The organism is Paraburkholderia dipogonis (genome assembly GCF_046027395.1).
Classification (GTDB): Bacteria; Pseudomonadota; Gammaproteobacteria; order Burkholderiales; family Burkholderiaceae; genus Paraburkholderia; species Paraburkholderia dipogonis_A.
The window spans coordinates 335,807-361,927 of record NZ_JAQQEG010000001.1 but is presented as its reverse complement, the minus strand read 5'-3'; the positions used below and the strand labels follow the sequence as shown (position 1 = coordinate 361,927).

General features: G+C 61.4%; 22 protein-coding genes. 6 read left to right on the top strand and 16 right to left on the bottom strand.

Annotated features, from left to right (window positions below; all coding sequences use genetic code 11):
• Nucleotides 1-109: 109 nt before the first annotated feature.
• Entirely contained in the window at nucleotides 110-3,568 is a 3,459-nt protein-coding gene (locus PQR32_RS01610) for an adenylate/guanylate cyclase domain-containing protein (RefSeq protein WP_408221830.1), read from the bottom strand.
• Nucleotides 3,569-3,882: 314 nt separating this feature from the next.
• Here PQR32_RS01610 and PQR32_RS01605 point away from each other — a divergent pair, with 314 nt between their 5' ends.
• The 3 genes from PQR32_RS01605 to PQR32_RS01595 all read left to right on the top strand — a co-directional run bounded on the left by PQR32_RS01605 (nucleotide 3,883) and on the right by PQR32_RS01595 (nucleotide 7,266).
• The gene (locus PQR32_RS01605; protein ID WP_408221829.1) at nucleotides 3,883-5,583 is read left to right on the top strand and encodes a 3-(methylthio)propionyl-CoA ligase; all 1,701 of its coding nucleotides are present in this window, start codon (nucleotides 3,883-3,885) and stop codon (nucleotides 5,581-5,583) included.
• Between the two features lie 225 nt (nucleotides 5,584-5,808).
• A complete protein-coding gene (locus tag PQR32_RS01600) occupies nucleotides 5,809-6,294 on the top strand; it encodes an adenosine-specific kinase (protein ID WP_132382561.1) in 486 nt (161 codons plus the stop codon).
• A 48-nt stretch (nucleotides 6,295-6,342) separates the two neighbouring features.
• Nucleotides 6,343-7,266, top strand: coding sequence for an ATP adenylyltransferase family protein (locus tag PQR32_RS01595; protein ID WP_408221954.1), 924 nt, complete (start codon nucleotides 6,343-6,345; stop codon nucleotides 7,264-7,266).
• A gap of 70 nt (nucleotides 7,267-7,336) precedes the next feature.
• Here PQR32_RS01595 and PQR32_RS01590 read toward each other — a convergent pair whose 3' ends face one another.
• Entirely contained in the window at nucleotides 7,337-8,110 is a 774-nt protein-coding gene (locus PQR32_RS01590) for an MBL fold metallo-hydrolase (RefSeq protein ID WP_408221828.1), read from the bottom strand.
• A 505-nt stretch (nucleotides 8,111-8,615) separates the two neighbouring features.
• Here PQR32_RS01590 and PQR32_RS01585 point away from each other — a divergent pair.
• Complete coding sequence (locus PQR32_RS01585; protein WP_408221827.1) at nucleotides 8,616-9,365, top strand: response regulator transcription factor; 750 nt, start codon at nucleotides 8,616-8,618, stop codon at nucleotides 9,363-9,365.
• Here the strand turns inward: PQR32_RS01585 and PQR32_RS01580 are convergent.
• Entirely contained in the window at nucleotides 9,307-11,106 is a 1,800-nt protein-coding gene (locus PQR32_RS01580; protein WP_408221826.1) for a hybrid sensor histidine kinase/response regulator, read from the bottom strand. The two genes, PQR32_RS01585 and PQR32_RS01580, sit on opposite strands and share 59 nt — an antisense overlap.
• A gap of 625 nt (nucleotides 11,107-11,731) precedes the next feature.
• Between PQR32_RS01580 and PQR32_RS01575 the strand changes: the two genes are divergently transcribed.
• Complete coding sequence (locus PQR32_RS01575; protein ID WP_408221825.1) at nucleotides 11,732-12,001, top strand: hypothetical protein; 270 nt, start codon at nucleotides 11,732-11,734, stop codon at nucleotides 11,999-12,001.
• Nucleotides 12,002-12,010: 9 nt separating this feature from the next.
• Nucleotides 12,011-12,301, top strand: a complete 291-nt coding sequence (locus PQR32_RS01570) for a hypothetical protein (protein ID WP_408221824.1) — start codon at nucleotides 12,011-12,013, stop codon at nucleotides 12,299-12,301.
• On the opposite strand, the gene PQR32_RS01565 is transcribed toward PQR32_RS01570, so the two are convergent.
• The 13 genes from PQR32_RS01565 to PQR32_RS01505 all read right to left on the bottom strand — a co-directional run bounded on the left by PQR32_RS01565 (nucleotide 12,279) and on the right by PQR32_RS01505 (nucleotide 26,102).
• A complete protein-coding gene (locus PQR32_RS01565) occupies nucleotides 12,279-14,270 on the bottom strand; it encodes a sigma-54-dependent Fis family transcriptional regulator (protein ID WP_408221823.1) in 1,992 nt (663 codons plus the stop codon). The genes PQR32_RS01570 and PQR32_RS01565 overlap by 23 nt on opposite strands.
• Before the next feature lie 358 nt (nucleotides 14,271-14,628).
• Nucleotides 14,629-14,835, bottom strand: coding sequence for a hypothetical protein (locus PQR32_RS01560; RefSeq protein ID WP_408221822.1), 207 nt, complete (start codon nucleotides 14,833-14,835; stop codon nucleotides 14,629-14,631).
• Nucleotides 14,836-14,935: 100 nt separating this feature from the next.
• Complete coding sequence (locus PQR32_RS01555) at nucleotides 14,936-16,573, bottom strand: molecular chaperone GroEL (RefSeq protein ID WP_408221821.1); 1,638 nt, start codon at nucleotides 16,571-16,573, stop codon at nucleotides 14,936-14,938.
• Nucleotides 16,574-16,614: 41 nt separating this feature from the next.
• Entirely contained in the window at nucleotides 16,615-17,487 is an 873-nt protein-coding gene (locus tag PQR32_RS01550; RefSeq protein WP_408221820.1) for an iron-sulfur cluster assembly protein, read from the bottom strand.
• Between the two features lie 5 nt (nucleotides 17,488-17,492).
• The gene (locus PQR32_RS01545) at nucleotides 17,493-18,518 is read right to left on the bottom strand and encodes an amidohydrolase family protein (protein ID WP_408221819.1); all 1,026 of its coding nucleotides are present in this window, start codon (nucleotides 18,516-18,518) and stop codon (nucleotides 17,493-17,495) included.
• 81 nt (nucleotides 18,519-18,599) lie between these two features.
• Nucleotides 18,600-18,953, bottom strand: a complete 354-nt coding sequence (locus PQR32_RS01540; protein ID WP_018434416.1) for an MmoB/DmpM family protein — start codon at nucleotides 18,951-18,953, stop codon at nucleotides 18,600-18,602.
• A 44-nt stretch (nucleotides 18,954-18,997) separates the two neighbouring features.
• Nucleotides 18,998-20,080, bottom strand: coding sequence for an aromatic/alkene monooxygenase hydroxylase subunit beta (locus tag PQR32_RS01535; protein ID WP_408208988.1), 1,083 nt, complete (start codon nucleotides 20,078-20,080; stop codon nucleotides 18,998-19,000).
• Nucleotides 20,081-20,140: 60 nt separating this feature from the next.
• Nucleotides 20,141-21,223 carry an NADH:ubiquinone reductase (Na(+)-transporting) subunit F gene (locus tag PQR32_RS01530; protein WP_408221818.1) on the bottom strand — a complete coding sequence of 361 codons (1,083 nt, stop codon included), beginning with the start codon at nucleotides 21,221-21,223 and terminating at the stop codon, nucleotides 20,141-20,143.
• A gap of 57 nt (nucleotides 21,224-21,280) precedes the next feature.
• Nucleotides 21,281-22,951: an aromatic/alkene/methane monooxygenase hydroxylase/oxygenase subunit alpha gene (locus tag PQR32_RS01525; protein ID WP_408221817.1), complete on the bottom strand. Its 1,671-nt coding sequence runs from the start codon at nucleotides 22,949-22,951 to the stop codon at nucleotides 21,281-21,283.
• 467 nt (nucleotides 22,952-23,418) lie between these two features.
• Nucleotides 23,419-23,622, bottom strand: coding sequence for a hypothetical protein (locus PQR32_RS01520; protein WP_408221816.1), 204 nt, complete (start codon nucleotides 23,620-23,622; stop codon nucleotides 23,419-23,421).
• Between the two features lie 40 nt (nucleotides 23,623-23,662).
• The gene (locus tag PQR32_RS01515) at nucleotides 23,663-24,757 is read right to left on the bottom strand and encodes a WD40 repeat domain-containing protein (protein ID WP_408221815.1); all 1,095 of its coding nucleotides are present in this window, start codon (nucleotides 24,755-24,757) and stop codon (nucleotides 23,663-23,665) included.
• Nucleotides 24,754-25,776 (bottom strand): CobW family GTP-binding protein, encoded by a 1,023-nt coding sequence (locus PQR32_RS01510; RefSeq protein ID WP_408221814.1) that lies wholly within the window; start codon nucleotides 25,774-25,776, stop codon nucleotides 24,754-24,756. The genes PQR32_RS01515 and PQR32_RS01510 overlap by 4 nt, the downstream gene beginning before the upstream one ends.
• Complete coding sequence (locus PQR32_RS01505; protein WP_408221813.1) at nucleotides 25,773-26,102, bottom strand: hypothetical protein; 330 nt, start codon at nucleotides 26,100-26,102, stop codon at nucleotides 25,773-25,775. Before PQR32_RS01505 ends, PQR32_RS01510 begins: the two co-directional genes overlap by 4 nt.
• Nucleotides 26,103-26,121: the final 19 nt, after the last annotated feature.

Here is a 26,121-nt window from a genome sequence, read left to right as displayed (position 1 = left end):
CCTCGCTCACTGCGGATCGGTAGCACGCGCCCGGCGCAGCGCGCCGGTCAATCACGCGCCGGGCGGCGGCACGCCGATGCGCGAGTCAGCGCCATCGATCTCCGATCGTTCACCTCTTGCACAACGACAACGCATCGAGCAAGGCTTTCGCCTCTCGCATGTCGGCGGTGTCAAAGCCTTCTGCGAGGCCGCCGTACACCTCAGACAACGCCTGGCGCCCGTCCGCCGTTTTGCCCTGGCATTGCCACAGACGGGCGAGGCTCGATACGGCCCGCAATTCGAACGACCTGGCGCCCTGATGGCGGGCCACTTTGATCGCCTGATGAAAGCAGGCCTCGGCTTCTTCCGCACGGGTGGCATCGTCGATGCGATCGCCCGGCGCGCCGAGCAGCAGATGCCCCTTGATCCGATGTAACTCCGCCTCGTAGCAGTGCTCGCCTGAACGACTCACCATCGCCATCGCTTCGTCGATCGCGCCGAGGCCCGCCTCCGTCTCTCCCGCTCGCCGGTAGCTGTCGGCAAGCAGCGCCAAAAAGTACGAGTAGCCCATTTCGGCCCCGGTCGCCCGGTAGCCGGCCAAGCCCTCGCGTATCTGCGCAATCCCCTCCTGGAGGCTTCCCTGCTGGTTCAGCACGCAGCCGCGCAGAATCGTTCCCCACGCGAGCCAGAACGGCATCCCCTGCTCGGCCGCGAGCGACATGACGGCCTCCGCGTACTGGCGGGTCAGCGTCGCATCACCGCGAAACTGATGCAGTTGCGCCGTGTAGGCCAATGTCAGCGCCAGGCTCGAGCCGCCGCTGTATTTCCGGCCCAGTGCAAGCCCCTCCTGACTCCGCTTGCTTGACTGATCGGGGTATCCCTGATGCCACAAGATCCAGGCCATAAAGTTCAGCGCGCGCACGCCCGGATCGATCACGTGGTCGTAGACCTGCTCCTCGTGCCTTTCCTGGAGATAGAAAACCAGAGCCTGTTCCTGGTGGACACGGGCAGCGTCGAGATCGCCCTGGAAGAACAGGCTTGCCCCGAGCGCAAGATGCGCCTCCACGAGCACGGCCGGTTTCCCGGTCTGGCGTCCCATGCGCAGCAGCCGTTCTCCCAGCTCGATCACGGTACGGTACTCAGCGCGCAACTGGTAATAAGTCCTCAGTCCCAATTGCACCGAAAAGATCTTCGATGTCTCGCCGATCCGTTCGCACAACGCCAGCGCGCGCGTGTACGCCGCCACGACCTCCGGCGCGCCATAGCCGCGGACGGCCATCAAGGCGGGCCCCAGCGAGAGCAGCAGCGTCAGTTCCTGCTGAGCGCGTTCGGGCGTGTCAGGCAGATGCTCGAGCAGTTCCCGCGCCGCGCCGAGATGACGCATCGCGTCCAGATGGGCGGAATGCTCGAGCGCCTGTTGCCCGGTGCGGTGCAGGTATTCCACGGCCTTCGGGACATTGCCGCTCAGCCGGTAGTGATGCGCCAACTCGCTCCAGTAATCCGCGATGCGGGCGGAGAACAGCGCCTCGATGGCCTGCGCCGCACGCTCATGCAACGCGCTACGGCGCTCTGTCAGCAGCGAGCGGCCGGCGACTTCCTGGGTCAGCGCGTGCTTGAACGAATACTTGACCTCTGGAAACGCCGGACGCTCGTAAATGAACTCCGCGGCTTCCAGCCGGGCCAGCAGCTCCCGCAACGCGTCATCGGTCGGGGCGCCCGGCCCATCGCAGATGCGCTGGACCAGACTGAACGAAAACTCCTTGCCGAGGACCGCAAGTGCCTGCAGCAAGTCCTTCTCCGCGACAGGCAGCCGGTCGATGCGAGCGGCGAGCACACCTTGCACGGTGGTCGGAATATGCAGCGCAGCCGGGATATGCTCGATCCGGAAACGGCCGGGTTCGCCGAGCAGCGATTTCTCTTCGACCAGCGTCTGGACCACTTCCTCCATGAAGAACGGGTTGCCCTCCGTCTTCTCCAGGACGAGCTGTTTGAGCGGCACGAGGGTGGGATCGTCCCCAAGCAGCGCCGAGAGCAATCCCTGGGCCTCCGCCGGACCCAGCGGTTCGAGTCGCAACTGGCTGCAATGGCCCACGCGTTCCCAGACAGGCTGATACTCCGGCCGGTAGTTCACCAGGAGCAGGATCCTTGAATTCGCCACGCGGTCGATGAGGCTCAAGAGGAATGCTTCGGTCTCGCGGTCCAGCCATTGCAGATCCTCGAACAACAACTCGATCGGCTGATCGCGGCTTTCCCGCGTCAGAAGCTCGATGATCGCGTCAATGGTCCGGTCACGCCGGATCTGCGGATCCATTTCCGCGAGCGCCGATCCTCGCTCGCCGATGCCGAGAAGATAGAGAAGGTAAGGCACAAGATCCTCGAAGCTTCGCTCGAGGGTCAGCGCCTTGCCCGTGACCTTTTCCCGGCACTGCCGCTCGTCGTCCCGAGCGGTGATCTGGAAATAGTTCTTCAATAGCTCGATGAGCGGCAAATAGGCGAAGGCCTTGCCGTGCGAAACCGAAAACGTCTCCAGCAACACACGATTGCCCTGAGAGCGCTCCTTGAACTCATGGAACAGGCGCGACTTCCCGACCCCGGCCTCGCCTGCCACCGCGACGACCCGTCCGCGCCCCTCGTTTGCCTGCTCCAGCGCCGCATGCAAATGGTCCAGTTCGATCTGGCGGCCCACGAATCGGGCAAGGCCGCGATATGCCGACAGTTGCAGGCGCGTGCGCAACGCGCCGGGGCCCAATACCTCGTACACGACGAGCGGTTCGGGGACCCCTTTGACCTGCGTGGCCCCCAGCGCCTTGAACTCAAAATAGCCCGTGGCGAGTTTGTGCGTACATTCGCTCACCAGAATCGACGAGGGGGCGGCGATCCCTTCCATCCGGGACGCAATGTGGATCGTGTGTCCGACCGGATCGTAATCGGTATGCAGGTCGTCCGTGCGGATCGAACGCACGACGACCTCACCGGTGTGGATACCGACGCGAATTTGCAGCGGAATCCCTTTTTCCAGACGAATCCTGTCCCCGTGGCGGCGCATTGCATGCTGCATCCGCAGCGCCGCATACAGCGCGCGCTGCGGATGGTCCTCGTGGGCGATGGGTGCGCCGAACAATGCCAGGATGCCGTCGCCAAGCGATTTGGCGACATAGCCCTCGTAGTAGTGGACGGCTTCCATCATCAGCGCGACGACTGGCTCGATCAGGCGCTGGGCTTCTTCCGGGTCCAGGTCGTGAACCAGCGCCGTGGACCCCGCCATGTCGGCAAATAGCGCCGTGACGGTCTTGCGCTCGCCGGCGATCTCGCCCCGGGCTTCCATGGCCGCCTGCTCGGCGCGGATGCGCTCGGCAAGGTGGTGTGGCGTGTAATGGACAGGCGCCGGAGACGGCTCTGAAACGGACCGGGAAGGCAGGGGCGACCCTGCGGGCCCATCAGCCAGTGGCGCGCCGCACTCGCTGCAAAACTTGGCGGAAGACCCTGCCGCTTGTCCACAGCGCGGACATGTGCGTGCCAGCATGGCACGGCATGCTTCACAGAAGCTGGCCCGAGCGGGATTCTCGAATCCGCAGTTTGTGCAACGCATACGATCCCTTCCCTTGTCCGGTGCCTGCTTCTAAACATTAGGCGCAGGACCCGGTTGCGACAAGAGCGCCCTCCAGACCGTATCGTGAATTAGCCGACTCAGGACTTCTTTCAGGAAGGCGCCATTGACGCTAGCAATATTCCCGTTAGCCATTTGCAACAGGTCTGGGGCTAGCCTATCTTGAATCACTGAACAGGATTGGTTGCGTGGGTTAAGTCAAAGACCAATAGAAGCATCAACCGGTCATTTCGAGCGCAGAGAGTCAGCCTTCGAGTGCCAACGGGAAGCGTTGAGAACAACTGGGAGACGCGGCTATGACGACACCGCTGCATGGACAGATGATGGACGTGCCGCTGACGGTTTCTTCGTTGTTGGCGCATGCGTCACGCTACTTCGGCACGACGGAGATTGTGTCGAAGCGGATCGAGGGCGACGTGCATCGCTACACGTATCGCGACTGCGAGCGGCGCGCGAAGCAACTGGCGCAGGCGCTCATCGCGCTTGGCGTCGAAGCGGGTGAGCGAGTCGGCACGCTCGCATGGAACGGCTACCGGCACCTGGAGACGTACTACGGCACGACGGGCTTCGGCGCCGTCTGCCACACGATCAATCCGCGGCTGTTTCCCGACCAGATTGCCTATATCGTCAATCACGGCGACGACAGCTATGTGCTATTCGACCTCACGTTCGCGCCGCTCGTCGACACGCTTGCGCCGCAATGCCCGAACGTGCGCGGCTGGATCGCGATGACGGACGAGGCGCATATGCCGCGCATGTCGACGGACGCATCGTGCTACGAAGCGTTGCTCACGGAGATAGACGGTCAATTCGACTGGCCGCTCATCGACGAGCGAAGCGCATCGAATCTTTGCTACACGTCGGGCACGACGGGCAATCCGAAGGGTGCGCTGTATTCGCATCGCTCCACCGTGCTGCACGCGTTAGGCGCATCGCTTCCCGATGCGATGGGCCTGTCCGCGCGCGATTCCGTGCTGCCCGTCGTACCGATGTTCCATGTGAACGCGTGGGGCATTCCGCACGCCGCGCCGCTGACCGGCGCGAAGCTGGTGTTCCCCGGCAAGGACCTCGACGGCAAATCGCTCTACGAGTTGATGGAGGCCGAGCGCGTCACGTGTTCGGCGGGCGTGCCGACCGTGTGGCTCGGGCTGCTCAACTATGTGCGCGAAGCGGGCGTGCGGTTCTCGTCGCTGGAGCGCACGATAATCGGCGGCTCCGCGTGCCCGCCCGCGATGCTCAGGATGTTCAAGGAAGACTATGGCGTCGAGGCCATCCATGGGTGGGGCATGACGGAGATGTCGCCGCTCGGTACGCTATCGAGACTCAATCGGGAGCAGATGCAGCGCTCGCCCGAAGAGCAACGCAAGCTGCTCGAGAAGCAGGGACACGTGATCTATGGCGTCGACATGAAGATCGTTGGCGACGGCGGGCGCGAATTGCCGTGGGACGGCGTCGCGTTCGGCGATCTGCATGTGCGCGGGCCGTGGGTGATCGACCGCTATTTCCGCCACGATGCGTCGCCGCTCGTCGATGGCTGGTTTCCGACGGGTGACGTTGCCACGATCGATCGCGACGGCTTCATGCGCATCACCGACCGCAGCAAAGACCTGATCAAGTCCGGCTGCGAGTGGATCAGTTCGATCGACATCGAGAACGTGGCCGTCGCACATCCCGCGGTGGCGGAAGCGGCATGTATTGCCTGCGCGCATCCCATGTGGGCGGAGCGGCCGCTGCTGGTGGTCGTCAAGCGTCCCGATACCGATGTGACCCAGGACGAGCTGCGTGGATTCTACGAAGGCAAGGTCGCCAAGTGGTGGATTCCTGACGATGTCGTCTTCGTCGACGAGCTGCCGCACACCGCGACCGGGAAGCTGCACAAGCTGAAGCTGCGCGAGCAGTTCCGCGATTACATATTGCCGTCGGCACGCAAGGTTCAGAACTGTCCGCTGACCGATCCGGTGACGGCGGGCTCCGGGTCAAAGCCTGTACCGGAATGATTGAGACCGGATGCACCGCGCCAGACACGAATGCCGACTGGTAACGAGAAAACAGAAGGCTCGCGAGTCCTCATCGGCGAACAGTGCTTCCGCTGACGGGCGGTTAGTACTAGCCTAGAAGATGGGGTAAAGCGGTGGACTGGCCGGCGCAAATCGCCGAAGTCGCAATCGCCGGTCATCAGTGCGTCTTTACCGGTGTGCTGTCGCAACGGAGCGAGGTCCGATATGCAATTGTCCGCCGTTACAATCGTCAAGCCCGAAACGACTAACTTCATCCTCGGGCAAACCCATTTCATCAAATCCGTCGAGGATATTCACGAGGCAATGGTCGGCACCGTGCCCGGCATCAAGTTCGGACTGGCGTTCTGCGAGGCGTCCGGCAAGCGCCTCGTGCGCCGCTCCGGCACCGAGGAGAGCCTGGTCGAGATGGCTTGCAAAAACGCGATGAGCGTCGCCGCGGGCCACAGCTTCTTTGTTTTTCTGGGGGACGGGTTTTTTCCGGTCAACGTGCTGAACGCGATCAAGGCGGTGCCCGAGGTATGCCGGATCTTCTGTGCGACAGCGAATCCCGTCGAGGTGCTGATCGCAGAAACGGACCAGGGCCGTGGCATCGTCGGCGTGATCGACGGATTCTCGCCGCTCGGCGTCGAAAGCGAGGAAGACGTGCAATGGCGCAAGGATCTGTTGCGCACGATCGGTTACAAGCTTTAGCGGCGATCGATGATCGTGCCCAATGACGAACGTGTCTCCCCTGCAAACATGGAAAATCGATGCCTTCCACCGGGAACCCTATGGCCTGCCATGCTGCGCCAGGCGGAGCACGCGCTGCGTTGCGGCGCGTTGCAACCGGTCGAAACCATCCAGGCGGTGATCGAAAGTGGCGGCATCCGCTTTGTCGTGCGGCAAGTCTCGAGCCTGACCCGCAAGGAACAGCAGCGCCGGCAAACGCAAAAGCTTCATGGCGGGGAGCGCCCATCGGAGAATCCATTCCTTCCCTACGAGCCGGATCTCTTTGTCGCGGATATCTCTGACACGCATCTGGCTTTGCTCAACAAGTTCAATGTCATCGACAATCATCTGCTGATCGTTACCCGTGAGTTCGAACCGCAGGACGCGCTTCTCAACCTCGCCGACTTCGAGTCGCTGATTGCCTGTATGGCCGAGTTCGACGGCATTGGTTTCTACAATGCAGGCGCTGCCGCGGGAGCGAGTCAGGCGCACAAGCATCTGCAAATCATGCCGCTGCCGCTCGGAGACTCTGAACCGCCGGTCCCCGTTGAGCCCATTCTCGCAACCACGCTCCCCGATGGTCTGCCGCAATGCGTACCGGGCCTGCCATTCCGGCATGCGTTTGCGCGCCTGGAACCCGGCGCCGCGATCTCCGTGAATGCGGCGCAGTCTGTCCTCTCCTGCTACCGTGCACTGCTCGAGGCCGCCGGCGTCCGAGCGGTCGAGGCCGGCGGTGAACTTCGTCAATCGGCGCCATACAACCTGCTCGTTACACGCCGATGGATGCTGCTCGTGCCGAGATCGGAAGAGCGTGTCGAGGGCGTATCAATCAACGCGTTGGGATTCGCCGGATCGCTGTTCGTGCGCGACGCGGCGCAGATGAAAGTGATCGAGCGGCTCGGCCCGATGGCCGCGCTGCAGCGGGTCGCGCTACCCGCGACCGGTCTGCGATAGTGCGTCGATGCGGCTATGTGAGAGCCACGCCCAGTACGACCGGTTTCCGATCGGCGGACGCGGCCAACGATCAGGTGCGTTTAGCCAGGTAGGCATCGACCAACTCGACCAGTCGTTCCCGCCCGAAGCTCCCATCGTGTCCAGCGTGGACCACTTGCACGGGCAAATCACGCAAGCGCTTCATCGTGCGCACATAAGTCGGAATGTCAGCACCGCCTATCTCGTCCAGCAGCGGGCCATCGTAGATCGCATCGCCCGAAAACAGTGTGCCGGATGCCGCTTCCCATAGGCCGATGCTGCCCGGTGAGTGGCCGGGTAGATGCAGGACTTCAAAATGCCGGTTGCCGAGATCGACGATGTTCCCTTCCTTGACGATTTCCGTGACGGTTGCGGCGCGCACGCGATAGTCGGACATCGAGTAATCAGCGCTGGGAAGGGCCGTGATCAGATCGCCGTCGAACGGATAACCTGCTTCGCGATACCGGCGAATTGCTTCGTCGCCCAATACCGACGCCAGAAGGGTGCCCGACTCACGCGGCGAGCGCAGGTTGTCTGCCTCCAACTCGTGAACCAGCGTGTGCTCGAACTCATGATGTCCGCCGATATGATCCGAGTGCGTATGCGTGGCAACGGCGGTGACGTCCTTCTGCAGCAGGTGCCTGGCTGCATCCAGCAGACTGACGATACCCATTCCTGTGTCGATCATCAGGTCCCGGTCGCGGCCGCGCACATGCCAGATATTGCAGCGCATCAGCGGCACGACGTGGGGTTCCCAAAGCAGGGTAATGTCGTCGCTGATGCGTTTGAGTTCGAACCATCGGTCGGCAATCGGTAACTGGGTCATGTGGGGTCGCTCACGGTAAGAGTCGCTACTTTGACACACTCCGCAGCACACTTCGAGAGCGTTGAGACTGGCATCGTCGATTTGGTGCGCAAGGCTTAACAATCACTCGCCGGAACAGTCTATCGACGGATGGTTCGGAAGCTTTCTCGCCGACAAGCCGCTCTTCAGCGCAGATCGCGAGTCAGTGCTACTCGCCGGACATGGCGTGTCGCGGCCGGCGGCCGGCTGTCATCGACCTGTTGCGGCTCCCTGCTCTCGCGCGACCTGAACGGCTCCTTTCAAGCTCCTCCAGCCGTTCGCCCATCAGGTCGGGCGGTGGGTGCCGAGTGACGGGCGAAAACCGCCACTTTCGAGGCAACGCCACATGGGTCAGCCGCCACCGTCCGTGACATAGGGCCCCTGCGTGTACTATTCGTGTTGAACACAGCGGACGACTGCTACGGATATAGCATCATCAGCAGTGTAATTGCAGCTCGCTTCGAAAGCGGTCCTGGGAGACGATGAGATGCGCGTACTGATCGTCGATGATCACGAGCTGTTCAGAGCCGGATTGGCGCTGCTGCTGAGAGAGTTCTTTCCGAACATCGAGTTGCTGCACGCGAGTACGTTGTCTCAAGGCGTGAAGCATGCGCTTGGCGAGCTCCTGAACATCGTATTTCTCGATCTCGATCTTCCCGACGGCCACGGTTGCGGCGCGCTTGCCAAACTGAAAGAGTCGCGCCCGTCGTTACCGGTGATCGTGATATCGGCCGATGAGAGCGTGGAAACCATCAGTCGGTGCATCGAACTTCGCGCGATGGGATACGTACCCAAGTCGTCACCTCCTGAAGCGCTTCATGCAGCGATAAGCGCAGTGCTTGCCGGGGGCGTGTTCCTGCCCGCCGCCAGCATCGCGAGGCTCAGGCGTGACATGGGCACGGACGAGGCTCCGGTAAGTGGGCCTGGGAACGCACAGCCGAGCGGTAATTCGGAAATGAGCAGCGCATCCGAGCTGGGACTCACTCCGAGAGAGTTCGAAACGTTGGCGTGGCTGGTGCGCGGGCTTCCGTCGAAGGCGATTGCGCTGAGAATGGGGCTCGAAGACATTACGGTACGAAAATACGTCAGTCATTTGCTCGCGCATTTCAATCTGCGGCGCCGTACGGAGCTCATCGTCATGCTGGCGGATAAAGGGATCAAACTCGGCGCGCCGCCAGTCACGGATCCCGCACATGATCGAAGCCCGTCGGCCATTGGGCAGCAACGAACCGACTGACTTCAGCGAGCGTGCTTTCCGGCGCGGAAGACTTCCGCAACAGCACGAACGGCTCGGCGAAATCGCGAAGTGCGTTCGGAGACACCAGTTCGCCAGTGATGAATGCGACGGGAAGCACGCCCGCCCAGGCGAAATGCTGCCTGATCCGTTCGGCAACCTCAATGCCAGTCGGCCCGTCGCGCAGCCGGATATCGGTGACAATGATGTCGGGTGCGCGGCCATCGTCGGCGAGAATCGCTTCGAATCCCGCCATTGACCCGGCGGTATCCACCAGTGCGCCAGCACTGAGGAATAATCGGCGCAGGCCCTCGAGAACGGTCGGTTCGTCGTCGCAAAGCAGGATGTATCTGCCGTTAAGGATGGACGTGCATGCTGCGTTCGCTTGATCTTCCGTCACGATGACGGGTGCTGATTGCGATATCGGCGCGTACAGGGAGAAGCGTGACCCGCGCCCTTCGACCGACCAGAAACGCATGCTGTGCTTCGGCAGAATTCCGACAACCCGATTGACGATAGACAACCCAAGTCCAAGGCCTTTCGACCGGTCGCGGCCAGGGTTGTTAATCTGATAGTACTCGGCGAATATCGCATCCCGATGCGCGGGCGAGATGCCGATGCCCGTGTCCCATACGTCAATGCGAAGCCGTTCCCCAATCAGCACCCAGCCGATTACGACTCCCCCCGCGGAGGTGTTCTTGATCGCATTCGATACAAGATTGGACAATGCTCGTTTGAACAGGGAGCGGTCGCTTTCAATGGGTGGAGGGTGGCGCCGACGCTCGCTGATTCTGAATTCGATATCTCGCGATCTCGCCGGTTCAAGGTATTGCTCGAAGACCTCCATAAGCACGGTCTGCGTATCGAGTGGCGCCAGGTGCGGAACGTATGAACCCAGTTCGCTATAGTCCTGAATGTCCTTGAACATATCGAGAAGGTCGCGCGCGGTCTCCTCGATGACACCCAGGTCGCGATCCACTGCGTATCCGTCCCTGGTCCTCGTCCGGGCGCTTCGAATGAAGAGGTTGATTGCGGCGAGAGGTTGCTGGATGTCGTGATACGCCGATGAGAAGAACCGCTCTTTCTCCCTGACGAGGTCTCGCATGCGTAGGTTCTGTTCGTTGACTGCGCGTGACGCCGCTTCGACGCGCGCCTTGGCCGCGCGCAAGGTGCGCCGATACATGAATTCGCGCCTCGCGGCACGTTCCAGCGGAATGCTGACTAGCAAACCGACGATATACATCATCGGCACCATCGTGGCATGCGCAATCACCGACTCCACGCGCGCGTCGACGCTCTGGCCACTGGGCTTGAGATAGAGCATGACAAGGTAACTGACGATGCATAGCCCGATCAGCCACGCCGCCGTGATTACTCGAAGCCGGAAGGCCATGAATATCATGAAAAGGGCAAACGTCAGGATCGGGTAAGCTTCCCGCCAGGCCAGGTCGCCCGGATAGATCTGTACCATTCTCAGGACCGCGAACCAGCAACCGATCGTCCAGACACTGAGCAGCCCGACGGCCCAGCGCTCGTCGAGTGCGCGCGGGCTCCATAACAGCACGGGCACCGTCATGCCGATCGTCCCGGCGATTCTCAGGAGAATGAGTTCTTTGTGGTGCAGATGGGAGGGATCGAGTACGTCTAACCGCCCGAAGTCGTGGATGGAAAACACGACCCACAACGCGGTGAAGATTGTGATGGCGAGCCTCCGCTGTCCGAAGAAGCGCCGCGCGTAGTCCATCCGGAACGCGTGTTCCTGAGCCGCCGATCTGAACCTGCGTACTACGAAGCCTGACAATCTCATAAGGCTGCTTGAACAGGAAAGCCGCCGTGGGCGGATAGTGTGCGACGTCGAGAGGCTGTATCGGCGCACCACGGGTAGACAGGTCCCTACCGAACGCGGCTAACGGAGTAAGACAGCACATTCCAGCGAAAGCGGCGCCGGTGGTCATGGGCGCACGACACCATCGTGCGTAACCACATAAAAACAGAATAACAGGTCGCCATTTCTACCATCAGCCACAAATGTATCAACTACGGGATGCGTCCATGCCTGCACTGGAAGGTTCAGCAAGGCGCTCCGCCATCATTGAAGGCGAATAGCTGATACGTCACCGGGATGGGCCAGCGGGAGTGCATACATCTTTCGTCTGCGTTGCTGGTCCGTCGCCTACGCATGTGCGTTGTGACGGCGTTTCGCCTGACCAACAATGAATATGACAGCAACGCTGGAAAGGCATTCGTCGAGTGCATCCAGATCGGTTGATCGTTGCAACGAGCCGAACCTGTCTTTGTTCGTGCGAAGACTGCTGTGGGTCGGCGAAAGATGCACAGGCCGATCTCTTAAACTCCGAGGGAGTACTCCCGTGAAACTTTATCAATCGATCACCGTCTGTCTTGCCCTGATAGCTGGAGTTACAGCAGACGGATGTTTCGCCCAAACGGCGATCAACCAGCAGGGGGCGGTAACGGATGACAACGCCCCGCAGGTTTCAGAGGTCGCGGTTCCGGCCGTCACACCGGCACCCTCCGTGCCCGTTGGAAAAACACGCGCGCAAGTGATGCGCGAGCTGGAAGATTTTCAGAAAAATGGCGGCCCAGCACTGATGCTTGATATTTACCGAGGCGGCGGCTAATGAAGCGTCGTGAGCCAGAAGGGCGTTTCGACCATCGAATGGTTGTCGGCGTGTTCCGACACAGCCGACATTGCAGGACTACGGACCGGCCGATTGCTAAAATCTACCTCGCGGGCGGGACGCGACCAACGTCGGCGGTCCTCTGACAGTCGACCTCCGCTGCGGATCGCAATCGGCTTTCTGATCAGCATCCTTTTCTGGTGGCTGGTCGTCTATCTGCCCGAGCGTCGCCAGCGCGCGAACTGCCTGCCCAACTCTGCGAACATCGCGAACAACCTCATTCCTTTCCCGCTGGTTTGACGATACCTTCCAGCTGATAAAGCTCGATCTTGCGATAAAGGGTGCTGCGCGAAACGCCTAACGCGCGGGCGGCCTGCGCAAGGTTGCCGTGCGCAATGTGCACCGCGCGTGCAATGGCTAAACGCTCCGTTTCTTCGAGACTCGCCCCCTCGTCCCGCAGCAACGGTACGGCCCCGGACGTCGCGATTTCATCGAGCAACTCGGCAGGCAGATCATCGAACGACACAGCGGGTTCGCCGGACGTCAAAAGCATATTCTCGATCACGTTGCGCATTTCCCTTACGTTGCCTGGCCACGAATAGGCGCGCAACACCGCCATGATCTCCGCGCTCAGTTGTCGTTCGGGGACCCCGTGGCGCAAGGCAAGCTTCCGGTTAAAGTGCTCGACGAGCAGATCGATATCAATGTCCCGTTCACGCAGCGGCGGAATACGTATACGCGTAACACTGATCCGGTAGTACAGATCGCGGCGAAAGTGACCGGACTCGACCTCTTCGCGCAGATTACGGTTGGTCATTGCCAGCAGGCGCACATCGACGCGCCGCGGCTGCGTATCGCCAAGCCGGTAAATGATGCCTTCTTCCAGTACACGCAACAGCACAGGTTGCAGTTCGAGCGGCATCTCGCCGATCTCGTCGAGACAGAGCGTCCCACCATGAGCCAGCTCGAAACGGCCGGCCCGCCCTTCCGTTGTCGCGCCAGTAAAAGCGCCGCGCACGTGACCGAACAACTCGCTGGCAATCAGTTCTTTCGACGCCGCCCCGCAGTTGTACGCGACGAACGGGCCGCCTCCGCCTTCTTCGCCATGAATAGCGCGCGCGAACAGTTCCTTGCCAACCCCTGTTTCGCCCTCGATCAGTACCGGTACGCGCCTGCTGGCAAGTTGGCGCCCACGATTGACGGCAGCCAGCATCGCCGCACTTCGCCCCTGGATCTGCGCGAAGCAGTTGCGCAGCGGATCAGCCTCTCCGCCGCGCTCCGCGACCCGCGCATGGATCGGGCGGGTTCGCGCAGGCACGACCAGCATCGCGCCAATCGTGTTGCCGTCAACGACGACAGGATTGAACCATTCGGCGTGCAACCCGGCGGGCAAATGCTGCGTCCAGTCCTCCACGGCAGAAGTCTCGCTCATCCCCGGGAAACGCTCGCCGATGCCAACCGGCAATGCGACTCTGCCCGTGGTATGCACGAGCCGGCCGCTGCGGTCTATCGCAACCATGCCGGTTGCATCCGACGACGACAACCGTTGCAGACAAAAGGCCAACAAACGCATATGCTCGCGCGCGGCCTGCTCGGCGAGGACCATTTCGATCTGGCGCGCCGCGGTCACGGCCAACGTGAGGTTGTTGATCTGATAGGTGGAAGGCGGTCCGGAAATATCGAGTACACCGATCACCGCTCCAGTGCCCGGTTCGCAAATCGGCGCCGCTGCGCAACTCCATGACTTGATGCCTTCACAGAAGTGCTCGGAGCCGTGGATATAGGTCGGCTCGCGGGTCGCCAGCGCGGTGCCGATACCATTCGTGCCAGCTCTGCCCTCGCCCCAGTCGCCACCGATGGTCAAATGGATTTTTTCGCCGGCCGCCCGCGTGCGCAAATCGCCGGCCGCTTTAAGGATTACGCCGTCCTGGTTCGTGAGCAGCAGGATTGAATGTGAATCGGCGAAAAGGTCGGCCGTGACCGTGAACAGGCGGTCGGCCGCTGCCAGCAGGTCCCGATGGCGCCAGCACAGCGCCGCAACCTCGTCGCCGTGTACCGCGATCGGCGCCGAGACCGCAGTCGGACTGACGCCGGACTGCAAGCTGCGTTGCCATGAGTCGATGAGCGCCGGGGGAGCAGACGTCGACGGCTCGCCCGCCAGAAAACGCTCCCACGCGAGCATCGTACCCCGGTCGGAATGACGGAGGTTGGCGCGCTGCGCGTTGGCCACGATGCTGCGCATCGCGGCCTGATCACCTAGACCCAACATGCTGCCAATCTGATGTCTCCTCGCCACAACTTTCCTCCTGGGCGATGGGTTAACGCGGAACCGGGCTCTACGGCTGGCTTCGTCTTGACTAGCTAGGATGTTATGGCTGGGCGTATCGGGCGGACTTCTATTTTTCAAACCCGGCAGCTATCGCGCGTCCAGTATAGGCCTGGATTTTCAACATGTCTTTTGGGGGAAACACGGTCAGCGCACTGGATCGCGCCCCTTTCTTAGCTTCTTTTGCCGTACGCCTGAATTCGTCACGCACGTTCGCCAAACGCGATCATCTGTGCGTGCGCTCGCCGTCGCGCCGCAATTCGCAAGAGCGTCCGTCCAAGCAGGCAAACAGGCATGTCGATTACACCATTGCTTTAATGATCGCACCGGCGACGCCGCGTAAAAACGGAGCGATCGTTGCGCTGACATTGTTGACCAGAATACCTGACCCAAACAGCGTAATGCTCCAGCCCAGTGTGAGCTTGAGCAGGCGCGTCGAAGGCATCGCGCGAAGATACCGGACACTCATCGCAATTGCGCTGAAGTGGCGGGCCGTTCCTGTAGCCATCGTTCGTCTCCTTCTACCGGTAGCCGCCTGGTTCGCGCCGGCAGCGGCCTTGCTGTGCCGGTCCCCGGATACGGAGACCGGCTATGTCGACCTCACGCGTCTACTGGCGGCCGAGCAGTTCGGCGCCTGCGCCTAGCGCCGGTCCGGCGGTCGGATCGATCGTCTCCGGCTTCTTGGCGATCAGCGTCTGGGTGGTGAGAATCAGCCCTGCTACCGATGCCGCATTGCGCACCGCGCTATAACTGACCTTGACCGGATCGATGATGCCGGCCGCGACAAGGTTGACGAATGCGCCGCTACGTGCGTCGAGACCCATGCCGGGTTCTGCACGCACCGCTTCGCTTACGATGGCCGCGCCGTCGAGGCCGCAATTCGTCGCGATGTGAAAGAGCGGCTTCGCCAACGCACGCTGCAAGAGCCGTGCGCCTTGCTGCACGCTGCCGTGGCTACGAGCAATGACGCCCTCCAGTTCGGACGAGACCCGCAACAAGGCCATGCCGCCGCCCGGCACGACGCCTTCGGCAATCGCCGCGCGCGCCGCGTGAATCGCATCGTCGATCAGATGCAGTCGACGTTTCTGTTCAACCGGCGTCGCGCCACCCGCGAGAATCAGCGCGGTGCCGCCCGACAGTTTTGCAAGGCGCACCTGAAACTTGTCACGCTCAACGTTCTCCGGCGCCATCTCATACTGGCGCGCCACCTGCTGACGGCGCGCCGCCACCGCCGACGGATCGCCGCCGCCGGCAGTGATGATGGTCTGGTTCGACGAAATGCGTACCTGCCGCGCGCTACCGAGATCGCGCAATTCAGTGGCCTCCAGCTTCCCGCCCAGGTCGCGCGCGACGACCTTGCCGCCTGTGACGATTGCGATGTCCTCGAGCATCGCCTTGCGCCAGTGTCCATACTCCGGTGGATGAATCGCCGCCACAGGCATGCCGCCGTTGTCGCGCCATGCGAGCAGCGTCATGACACAGGCCGGCGCCACCTCCTCGGCAATGATCAGCAACGGACGTTTACTCCGGGTCGCCAGTGCCTGAAGCGCCGCGACTTCCTCCTGCGATTGCAGCCGCTGGTCGGTCATCAGAATGAGCGGGTTATCCAGCACCACCTGCATTCTCTCGATGTCCGTCACCATGTGGTGTGACAGGTAGCCACGATCGAAAGCCATCCCGTCCACCACCTCCAGACGCGTTTCGACGGTGGTGCCGTATTCCACATCGACGATCCCATCGGCGCCCACCCGCTCCAATGCTTCGGCCACCAGCTTTCCGGTGAATTCGTCGTTGGCTGCCACCACCGCCACGGCGCGCACTTCGTCACCGCTGCGCAGGGGCGTTGCAGCACGCTTGAGCGCGTCGATTGCCTCGTTGACGGCCAGTTCCAGACCTTGCACCAGTTCGACAGGATTGGCGCCTTGCGCGAGGCAGGCGAGGCCGTCCTGGACCAAGGCGTCGGCCAGAACGGTGGCGGTGGTCGTGCCGTCTCCGGCAACTTCGTTGGTCTGCTTGGATACTTCGCGGACGACTTGCGCACCGATATTCTCGAATGGATCTTCGAGCTCGATCTCGTTGGCAATGCTGACACCGTCGCGCGAGATGATCGGCGTGCCGATTGGCCGGTCGATGATCGCGTTCATTCCGCGCGGGCCGAGCGTGCCTCGCACTGCCTTGGCCAGTTTCGCAACGCCTCGACCTAGCGCCATGCGCGCGTCGTCGTCATGCAACATGATATTCGGCATGATCCTGCTCCTCCTGATCCGGTTAGTTCGGATTGCTGTTTTTACTTTGCTGCGTCGCGTGTCTCTCGTGCTGACGCGAACGTACCTCCGGGCTTCGAACCGCCAGTGCGGACGAAATGGACCGGTTTGATCTCGACCGCTGGCGCTGGGGCGCAGCTTTCGCCATAGCGGGCAGCCAGAAGACCGCGGCAAAGCGCGCCGTTGAATTCGGCATTGACGCCTACCCTTCGCAACGCGCGCAGGTATGCACCCAGCCCGTCTGGATTCAGCGGTGCGCCTTCCGCGTCGATAAAAGCCGGTTCATCCGTCTGCTCTGCTTCGTCAATACAGCGCCCCACTACAAAACGCCGCTCGCGATAGCGCGCGACCAGGCGCTGGGTTTTCCCGTCGTCCGCGCTCGTGCTCGCAAGCACCGATAGCTGCGCCATGTTCAAGCGCATCAGCATCGCAGGCTCGTTGCCTTGCGCCAGCAGCCAGCTTAAAAGCGCTTCCTGTCGCCGCTGAAAAGCCTTGACGAGAAAAATGCGCCGCACGTCCTCCACTCCGCCATTCGCTTCGCTGCCAAAGGTTTGCTGGAACGACCGTCCGGCGGCTACGCCTCGATTGATCTCGGCGGCATACATATGCTCGTCGAGTGTGATCGTGATGTCTGTCACCCATGGCAAGGCCGCTATCGCCTGTCGCATGTCGTCCGCCATCAGGTAGGCGAAGTTGGCCGCACACCAGTAGGTCGGCAGGCGAAAGCCGATCGATACGCAGCCGCCGTCGACCCCCACTGCGGTGACGAAACCCAACTCCGTCACCGACTCATCGAGTTCCGGGTCGTCGACCGCCGCCAGCCGGGACCAGACCTCGGCGACCCGATCGGAAGCGCTCTTCGACACGATGACAGCCGGTGCTTGCACAGTGCGCATGGTGCTCATGCGCCGACCGTTGCCGGTTGCCGGACGTCCTCCAGCAACGCCTTTTGCGCCTCGATGTCGATGCCGTACAAGCGCGCCGCGTTGAGCCCAAGAATCTTTTTCTTGGCCGTCAGCGTCAACTGGACGCCGGTTTCCTTACTCACCGACTCGGGCAGTTCGAAGGCCATGAACTTCTCGATCAACCATTTCGGCGACCAGATGCCATAGTCGCTGCCGTAGAGGATCTTGTCCTCGCCAATCCAGAACAGCAGTTCCGAGATTACATGCGCGAAGTACTCAGGCCGTGTATGGATGAACGGCAGCACCACGGCCAGACCACCATAGACATTCGTCTCCTGGGTCGCGATCCAGCAGAAATCGTCAAGCCGTGGCAAGCCACAGTGCTCAACGATGAAATTCAGGTCCTGAAAACTGGTGGCGGCATCGTCTACATCGGCCACGTCGAACGCATCGCGATTCAGCGGCAGAATCGTCGGTCCCTTGTGGACGTGGATGTTCTTGATGCCCAGCTTCTCGCAGCGTTCGAAATAACGCTGCACGCCGGGGTCCGACAGCTTGTAGCCCTTGCTGTCGCCGCGCCATTCCGCCGTGTAAAGCTTGACGCCCTGAATCTTGTAGAGGGACGCAAGCTCCTCGAGACGATCGAGTCCGGCTTCACCATCGCGCGGATCGAATGCGCCGTTGACGATAAAGCGGTGCGGATACTTCTGCTTCACCACGTAGTTGGCTTCGGTCGTGTTGAAGCCGTTCTTGTAGAAGTCCGTCAGATAGGTTGGCTGACAGATCGCCATGTCGTCGTAACCCGTGACGAACAGGTCGTTGTACATCGCTTCTTCGCCGTACTTGTCGAACTTCTCCTTCGGCCACAGATACTCCTTGGGGCTCAGGTTCGAGTGATACGCGTAGAAGCAGTCAATGAATTGCTGACCGTGCACGTTTTTAAGGTTGGCCTTGCTGCCGTCCCATAGATGAACGTGTCCGTCGATGATGAAGATTTCCTCACCGTCCGTGGTTCGATACATGGCACTCGTCTCCTTGGTTGCATGGGCGGCCCGTCGCCCTCGAGGGCACCCGGCCGCCTGATTTGCTGGCGGGGTGTTCGCTCACTCGTAAGCCATCGCATCGTCCATATTGCCGAACAGCACCACCGTCTCGTCGTCGATCATCACCATCCGCCCGTAGTGGGTCGAGGTGGAGATTTCGAACAGATGCGGCGTCATCTCGCGACCGAGCACTTCGCTGATCTCGCCCATCTTGAACTCGATCTTGCCCTGCCCGTCGATACGGATCATCGCGGGCAGATAGGTCACGGTGATGCCGGGCTTGGCGGACATCAGTTCGGCAATCGCCCGGGCCTCGACGCTGTCGTTCATCGTCACGCCACACTGATGCGAAATGGTCTGTTCGAAGCGGACGTCCTTCATCGACTTGAAAATATTGTCGGTATGCACTGACATTGCGTACTCCTCTTCGCGGTTGGTTCGATGGGTTCGAGCAGCGCTCAGGCGCGGATCGACGACGGAAAGTGAACGCCGATTTCTCTCGCGATCATCTCCGCCCGCTCTATCGAACTGTTCAGACAGTCGTTGAACTGGGCCGTCTTCACATGCGGAATCGACCAGATCGGCTGCAACTGCTTTGCTGCCGCCGAGGCCAGCGCACCGTGTTTTTCCAGCCACTCACCGAACAGCTTGCGATTGGCTTCGCCGTGCTGCGGGTCGTTAGCGAGCATATGGAACAGTTCGACGGCATTAGCCAGATTGCGCTCATAGTCGCCTTCCGCCGCGGACACGACAGTCGGAGTCAGAAAATCGTTCTGCGAGGCGGCGACCTGCATGATGAATCCGCTGCGAAACAGATCCGCCACGAGCGGCTCGAATACGACGTTCACGGCGAAGTACTTCTCGAGAAAATCGGTGGCGCCGCCGATGGTCTCTATCGCCCGGCGCGTGTCCTGCCAGATGGGATCGGTAAGCCAATGCTGCTTGCCGGCATCGAGGTCGAGATTGGGCAGGTCCAACGCGATCTCGCCTAAATAAAGCGTCAGGTCCTGAGCAAAGCGCAGCTTGTACGACGCGTTCGTGAGGATGGCGCTGTTGATCATCTGGGTGTAGCCGTAGCGCTGCGCATGCATCGTCGCTGTGCCCAAACCGAACTCCGCATGCTTGTACGCGCCCAGATGCTGTTCCAGCACCTTGATCCAGGTCTTGTCGAAGCGCTTTACCGCCCCTGAGCGCCGCGCGTTCTGGATCGCGCCGGTGATCATGCCGACAATGGTCGACTGGCGCTGGTAATGGGTACGCTCCCACTCTTCGTCCACAGCGCGGAACTGATGCCAGTCCGAGCTTCTGGCCGCCGTCCAGGTTTTCGAATACGTTGGCGTACCGTCAGCGAATGCAAGAATCCAGTCTTGCAGCAGATAACGATTCGGGTCCGGCTGTACATCCACGGTCATGTCTTCGTAGTGGCTCGCCTTGCGCCCCTTCGGCTCGAAGTAGTTGTACTTGCGGCTGTCCCAGCCGGAAAACTGGGCCGCGCCGGCCGCGCCCGACTTCACTGGCGACTGCTCTGCCAACGTACTCATGTTAGTCCTCCATCGTGTTTCGGTTATAGGCACTTCGAATAGGCGTTTTGCCAGATTCGGTCAGCGAACCGCCTGCGTAAACTTGTCGAAATAGAGCCGCTCTGGTGCGACACCCGCCATCTGAAGAACCGGCATCACCGCCTCGATCATCGGGGTAGGACCGCATGTGTAGGCGTCGATCTCGCCAGCAAGCGCCTCCTCGCGCAAGGTGCGGCTGAGCACCTCGTGAATGAAGCCGGTCTCGCCCGTCCAGCCGTCATCTGGTTCGGCATTCGAGAGCGCCGGAATAAAACGGAAATCCGGCAACTTTTGCTCGAGCTCCTCGAACTCGTCGAGATAGAACAGATCGCGACGGCTGCGCGCGCCGTAAAAGAAACGGATCGGTCGCTCTTCACCGCTTTGCACGTGATCGCTGAGAATCGACCACAGCGGCGACATCCCGGACCCTCCGCCCACCAGCACCATCGGTCCGGGTTGGTCCTCGCGCCGGAAACAGGTGCCGTACGGCCCCTTCGCGACCAGCCTGTCGCCAGGACTCAGACCACCGTCCAGTTGCGACGAAAACGCACCGTCGGGATACTTCTTGATGATGAATTTCAGCGTCGATTCGCCGTCAGGCGTATTCGCCATCGAGAAAGATCGCGTGATGCCCGCGCCCGGAATCGTCAGGTCGACATACTGGCCGGCCCAAAAGCGCAGCGGCCTCGACAACCTCACCTCCAGCAGCCTGATGTCGTGCGTGAGCGCGGTGATCTTCGTGAGCGTCGCATCATATTCGTTCACCGCGATCGAGCGGCGCATCAGGTCTTCGTCATAATTCAGTAGCTCGACGGTCAGATCGCTATAGGCGAGCGTGCGGCAAAGCAGGATGTGGCCGGATTCGCGTTCGTAGTCGGGCAACGCGAACGTCGAGTATTTCTTGAGTTCGACATCGCCTTCCACCAGCAGCGACTTGCAGCTGCTGCACTGCCCCTCCTTACATCCATGCATCACCGCAATGCCCTGGCGAAACGCTGCATCGAGCACTGTCTCGCCTTCCGCCACCGACATCTGCACACCGACCGGCTCGAAGTAAACGGTATGGAATACTTTGTCGTCGCCTGTGTCCGTCATCTCGTGCCTCGTCTCTTGCGTGTCGCTCATCTTGTGCTCCTGATCCGTCCGGCGGCGATATAGGCGCCGCCGGATCGGATAGCTTCGTCAATTCACCGGATTGATCTTGAAGCCGGCGCGATACTCGGCAATGTGTTTCTCGCGCTGCTCCGGTGTCATGGCGCGCAGCAGCACGATCGGGCTCTGGATCGTGTTGCCGCGCACGTGGTCGAGCGTCCACATCTGCCTGTCGTCAAAGCGTAGATGCGGTTGCGGCACGAGCGTCTTGCCGTCGCTGCGCACAAAGCCGAGATCCTTGATGCAATCGGCCAGATCCCAGCCGTGGTAGCACTCTTCCCATTGGCGGCGCCCGCTGAAGCGGCCCATAGCCGGGGTCGGTCTGCCCTCGTATTCCGGCGCGAACGCCACCTTGTGCGTCCAGCGGCACAGTTCCGAGCAATACGTGTACAGTTGGCCGTCGACCTCATCGACCACGAAGTCTTCACGGATCAGACAGGGCACCAGACAGCTCCAGCAACGGTGCGGATACACGTAACCGTTCTCCTGGTCGAACAGCATGTTGGTTTCGCCCGGCACGCTCTTTTTCGCGTACCACTTCCAGAAGTCGCCGAATTCGGCGTACCAGCCGGGATACTTGTGTTCGAACCATTCGAAGTCTTTTTCGGTCTGCGCTTCGATGCGCCAGAAGTTGACGGGCCAGCCCACGGAGAAGAACTGTGCGACCTTGTGGACGTAGTTCTGCTTGACAATGCGGTCCCAGGCCGCGGCGACGTCGTCGTGGTGAATCTTGATGCCGTACTTTTCCAGCGGCAGCATGTAGGTGCGGTAGTAATCCTCGTAGATCCACCGGTGCCACAACTCGGCGTACGATTCCTTGTTCTTGTCGCGGTCCGTGGTGCCGTACTCGATGAAGGTGCCAATAGCGGCATCGACGATCGCGTGGTTCTGCCAGAACGCATAGCGCAGGTCGCGCTCGAGCAGTAGATGGTTGTCCGGATCGTTGATGATCGACATCACCAGCGAGTGACCATTGCCGATATGGCGGCTTTCGTCCGACTGCACCGAAAGGAACACAGTCGGCAACGCGTAGTCGCCGTTGCGGGCGGCTTCCGACGGCATCGCGACAAACAGCGTGTTCGTGAACGCCGTTTCGGCCACCACCTGCAGAAACACGTTAGCGGCGGTGACCGCATCGCCGGTCAGGAACCCCTCGGCGAACTGACGGCCGATCGTGGTCGCATAGCACTTGCCAAACGCGGCTTCAGTAATATCGAACCCGGCCGGATCGATATAGTTCTCCATGTACCACTTTTTCAGGTTCATCTGGATCGTCGAGTGCCGGAACTCGTCGACCATCTGCATCGTAAAGCCGGTGCGTAGTTCTTCACCCGGCGCGAGCCGGCCAAGCATCGCCATCGAACGCGCCGCCGAAATCTCGGGGAACGGAATGATAGCGAGGAACAGCTTCATCCATTCCACCCAGCGGGGCTGGACGTTACGGAACATGTCGCCGCGCAATGCCGCGTCGAGTGCACCGTAGACGCGGTTGTCCTTTTCCTCCTGCATCGGAAAATAAGAGCGCAGCACCTGTTTCATCGGGTCACGTGGCGCCTTGCTGATCTTGTAGTCCGTCGGGAAGGTCATGGCCTCCTGGACGTAACTCGGAGTCCAGCCGAGATCGGCAACGCGGCGTGCCGCTTCGCCAATGCTGATCCCGCGCTGGGATGTGATCTTGTTGAGCGTTAATCCATCAGACATTGAGCTCTCCTAGTTCCATTTCGATAACTGTCGCAATGCGACGCTTCGGGCAGGGCCGGCTACCGCCAGGACCAGAGTCAACAACACGGGCGGGCCGTCTCGTTAGCAAGCGAAAAGTTCGGGAGAAGGAACGGAAGGACAAGCCCGCAGGGCCGGTCTTCATAATCGTGTCTCCTGCTGTTTTCGGTTCGCGTTTTGTGACGTCGACGCTTTCGGTTTGACCTGCACTGATAGAGCGATAAGCGTGCCAGAAGGACTCCTTTATTCCGCATCAAGCCTGGTAACGAGCACGGGCTTTTGCTAAAAATTCTTGCAGTGCGCCATGTTGTGTTCTGCGACAACTCCCGCTCACGACGCTGTCCGATATTGGGACGTTCGGATCGGGTAACGGGTGCTGGGTCGATCGCCTATATTCTTTCGGATACCTTATTTTCCATGATGGCTAACGGGTAAACCATGCCACTCTGCTACGTCGCTACGCTGCCGTGCCTTTCGCCTGTAAGAATCACGCTTCGGGCAGCACCGTCAGGCTCTTTTCCTTCAGCGACAAAGCGTGCCGTAAGAATTAGCGCGCCCAGCGCGAAGTCCTTTCCGTACGCCTCGATCATCTCGTCTGCCACGGCGCCAAGGCGCTCGAAGAACTGCTCTTTGGATGTGTGTCCGTTAGTCATGGTTGTCTCCGTTTTGACATGTGATGGGAGCACGGCCCGTTTATCTGCGGCGTCCGAAGCGGAACAGCTCGTCTGGCAGAAACACCAGCGCCACCTCGCCCGCCTCGGTTCCCAGAGCGAGCCGCCCACCGTCCGGCGACCACGCCATCGCGCTGACCGCACTGTCGCCGGACCCCTTGATGAATAAAATGTCGCTACTGCCCGGCTGACACAGCAATACCGCGCCGCTGTGATAACCCACCGCAATCAGAGGATGAACCGGATGGCAGGCCACCTGGCTTACCGGCGCCTTGCCGGGAACGCCGCATTCGTGTGGCTCACCGTTCGCGCCGGGCGGATCGAAGCGCCAGCACACTGCGCGCATGCCGCCGCTGGTGGCAAGAAAGCGGCCGTCAGCCGAGAACGATAGCGAGCGCGGCTGCCCGGGATAGCCGCCCATCTCGATGTCTGCGCCGTCGGGCAGCCGCCAGCCATGCAGCGCGTTCTCCTCCATACCGCTCACGAGATAGCGGCCATCAGGGCTCCACGCCACGTTACGGTGATAGCCCGGCCACGCAAGCTGACGCTCTCGGAGCGTGTCGGCCGCCCAAAGCGTGACCCCACCATGATGCGAGATCGCCAGTTGTGTACCAGCCGGGTCGAAAGCCAGCGATGTTGCCGTTCCGGGCAGCATCAGGCACGCGGGTTTAGCACCAAGCCAATGAACCCGGCGGCCGCTTGCATAGGCTCGACCGCCCGCCTGGCTGGCGGCCACGTGGTCGATCCATGCGCCGGCCTCGTGCGCGACGAGTTCGCTCGTGCCATCGAGGCGCAGACGGACAAGACGGCCGTCATCACCACCGCTCACGAATCCGCCCGCAGGGTCGGCGGCAAGGGCCAGACACGTGCCCTCATGCACGCTGAAGCGCGCGAGCGGCGCGGGTGGCGCTTGCGCCTGCACGACCTCGACGCCGCCGCTCTCGCGTGGTTTGAGTCGAGGGCCGCCGTCCCAGACACCGGTGGCGAGCGCAAGCGTACCGTCGCCAAGGGCGAATCCAGCAGATTGCCCCGCCGCGTCCCACACGACTTCGACGACGGACGCGTCGGTGACCCAACATGCACCAAGCAGTTCGATCAGAACAGGGGGCGCGTTCATGAGTCGATCTCGCAGTACCGGATGCTCTCCCGCAACTCGCGCCGGTCGAGATTGCGGCCGATAAACACCAGGCGGCTGTCACGGTGCTCCCCGGCTCGCCAGGGCCGGTCGAAATCCGTATCCATCGTCATGTGCACGCCCTGAAACACGAAGCGATGCTCCGATCCGGCGAGATCGACGATACCTTTTGCACGCAACAGGTTCTGGCCTTGCTCGACCACCAACTGCTGCAGCCAGGAGAGGAAGCGCGTACGTTCGAGCGGGCGCTCGACGCGCAGCGATACGCTATCGATACCGTGACTATGGCGGCCCTGTTTGACGGGAGCGCCTGCACGAAGCGGCACGTAGTGGTAAGTCCGCTCGCCGCGTGATGATTCACCGGCCTCACCCGCCGATGTGGCAAGCGCCATGCGCGTGAGATCGAACGCCCCGCGATCGAGCAGCGCGGCAAGCGGTATTTCGCAGCGCACACTGGTCCGCGATTCCACAGTCGGGTTGATGCGCCGCACGGCGTCCTGAACCAAAGCGAGACCGGCCGGATCGACGAGGTCGATCTTGTTGACCAGTACGATGTCGGCCTGCGCGAGTTGCTCCGCGGCCTCGCGGCTGTCTGCGAGGCGCGCCTGCAAATGCACAGCATCGGCCACGCAGACTACGCTGTCGAGCCGTGTGCGCTGCCGGATCTCATCGTCGATAAAGAAGGTTTGCACTACCGGCGCGGGGTCAGCCAGACCGGAAGTTTCAATCAGGATCCCGTCGAAGTTATCCTTACGCTTGACCAGGGCCGCCACCACGCGAATCAGATCGCCACGCACCTTGCAACAGACACAGCCGTTGTTCAATTCAATGACCTCGTCTTCCGCGCCGACGACAAGACCACCGTCAATGCCAATCGCGCCGAATTCGTTGACGATCACCGCATAGCGCCGGCCGTGCTGCTCGCGCAGAATGCGATTGAGCAGCGTGGTTTTTCCGGCGCCGAGAAAGCCGGTGAGCACCGTAACCGGAATCCGCTTCATTGCCAGCCCCCTTCTGTCTCAGACGACGCTCGACTGTCCAATCGGGCCAGCTCGTTCGCAAGCTGCTCCCGCTCCGATTCGATCGCCCGCAATGCGCTTTCGGCCTCGCCGAGACGCTCGCGCAATTGCTCGATATGCGACGTTCCTTCTGGCGAGACACCGTCGCGCGCCTCGCAAGCGAGTGCGCACGCCAGTTCGATCTCCGCGCCGGCGCGTCTGCTTTCTCCGCGTAAGTGGCGGGAATTGACTTCGGTCAGTGCAATAACCAGACGCATGCGCTCGAAAAACGAGACTGCGCCACGCTCCATAGTCACGGCGATCTCCACGTTAAGGTCCGCCGGTCGA

Coding starts and splice junctions, on each gene's coding strand:
- PQR32_RS01580 (WP_408221826.1), bottom strand. CDS start 11,106: ATGGACTACGCGCGGCGCTTCTTCGGACAGCGGAGGCTCGCCATCACA.
- PQR32_RS01520 (WP_408221816.1), bottom strand. CDS start 23,622: ATGACTAACGGACACACATCCAAAGAGCAGTTCTTCGAGCGCCTTGGC.
- PQR32_RS01590 (WP_408221828.1), bottom strand. CDS start 8,110: ATGACCCAGTTACCGATTGCCGACCGATGGTTCGAACTCAAACGCATC.
- PQR32_RS01535 (WP_408208988.1), bottom strand. CDS start 20,080: ATGAGTACGTTGGCAGAGCAGTCGCCAGTGAAGTCGGGCGCGGCCGGC.
- PQR32_RS01530 (WP_408221818.1), bottom strand. CDS start 21,223: ATGAGCGACACGCAAGAGACGAGGCACGAGATGACGGACACAGGCGAC.
- PQR32_RS01515 (WP_408221815.1), bottom strand. CDS start 24,757: ATGAACGCGCCCCCTGTTCTGATCGAACTGCTTGGTGCATGTTGGGTC.
- PQR32_RS01555 (WP_408221821.1), bottom strand. CDS start 16,573: ATGCCGAATATCATGTTGCATGACGACGACGCGCGCATGGCGCTAGGT.
- PQR32_RS01525 (WP_408221817.1), bottom strand. CDS start 22,951: ATGTCTGATGGATTAACGCTCAACAAGATCACATCCCAGCGCGGGATC.
- PQR32_RS01560 (WP_408221822.1), bottom strand. CDS start 14,835: ATGGCTACAGGAACGGCCCGCCACTTCAGCGCAATTGCGATGAGTGTC.
- PQR32_RS01600 (WP_132382561.1), top strand. CDS start 5,809: ATGCAATTGTCCGCCGTTACAATCGTCAAGCCCGAAACGACTAACTTC.
- PQR32_RS01565 (WP_408221823.1), bottom strand. CDS start 14,270: ATGTTGGGTCTAGGTGATCAGGCCGCGATGCGCAGCATCGTGGCCAAC.
- PQR32_RS01605 (WP_408221829.1), top strand. CDS start 3,883: ATGACGACACCGCTGCATGGACAGATGATGGACGTGCCGCTGACGGTT.
- PQR32_RS01510 (WP_408221814.1), bottom strand. CDS start 25,776: ATGAAGCGGATTCCGGTTACGGTGCTCACCGGCTTTCTCGGCGCCGGA.
- PQR32_RS01595 (WP_408221954.1), top strand. CDS start 6,343: ATGGAAAATCGATGCCTTCCACCGGGAACCCTATGGCCTGCCATGCTG.
- PQR32_RS01610 (WP_408221830.1), bottom strand. CDS start 3,568: ATGCGTTGCACAAACTGCGGATTCGAGAATCCCGCTCGGGCCAGCTTC.
- PQR32_RS01550 (WP_408221820.1), bottom strand. CDS start 17,487: ATGCGCACTGTGCAAGCACCGGCTGTCATCGTGTCGAAGAGCGCTTCC.
- PQR32_RS01585 (WP_408221827.1), top strand. CDS start 8,616: ATGCGCGTACTGATCGTCGATGATCACGAGCTGTTCAGAGCCGGATTG.
- PQR32_RS01540 (WP_018434416.1), bottom strand. CDS start 18,953: ATGTCAGTGCATACCGACAATATTTTCAAGTCGATGAAGGACGTCCGC.
- PQR32_RS01545 (WP_408221819.1), bottom strand. CDS start 18,518: ATGTATCGAACCACGGACGGTGAGGAAATCTTCATCATCGACGGACAC.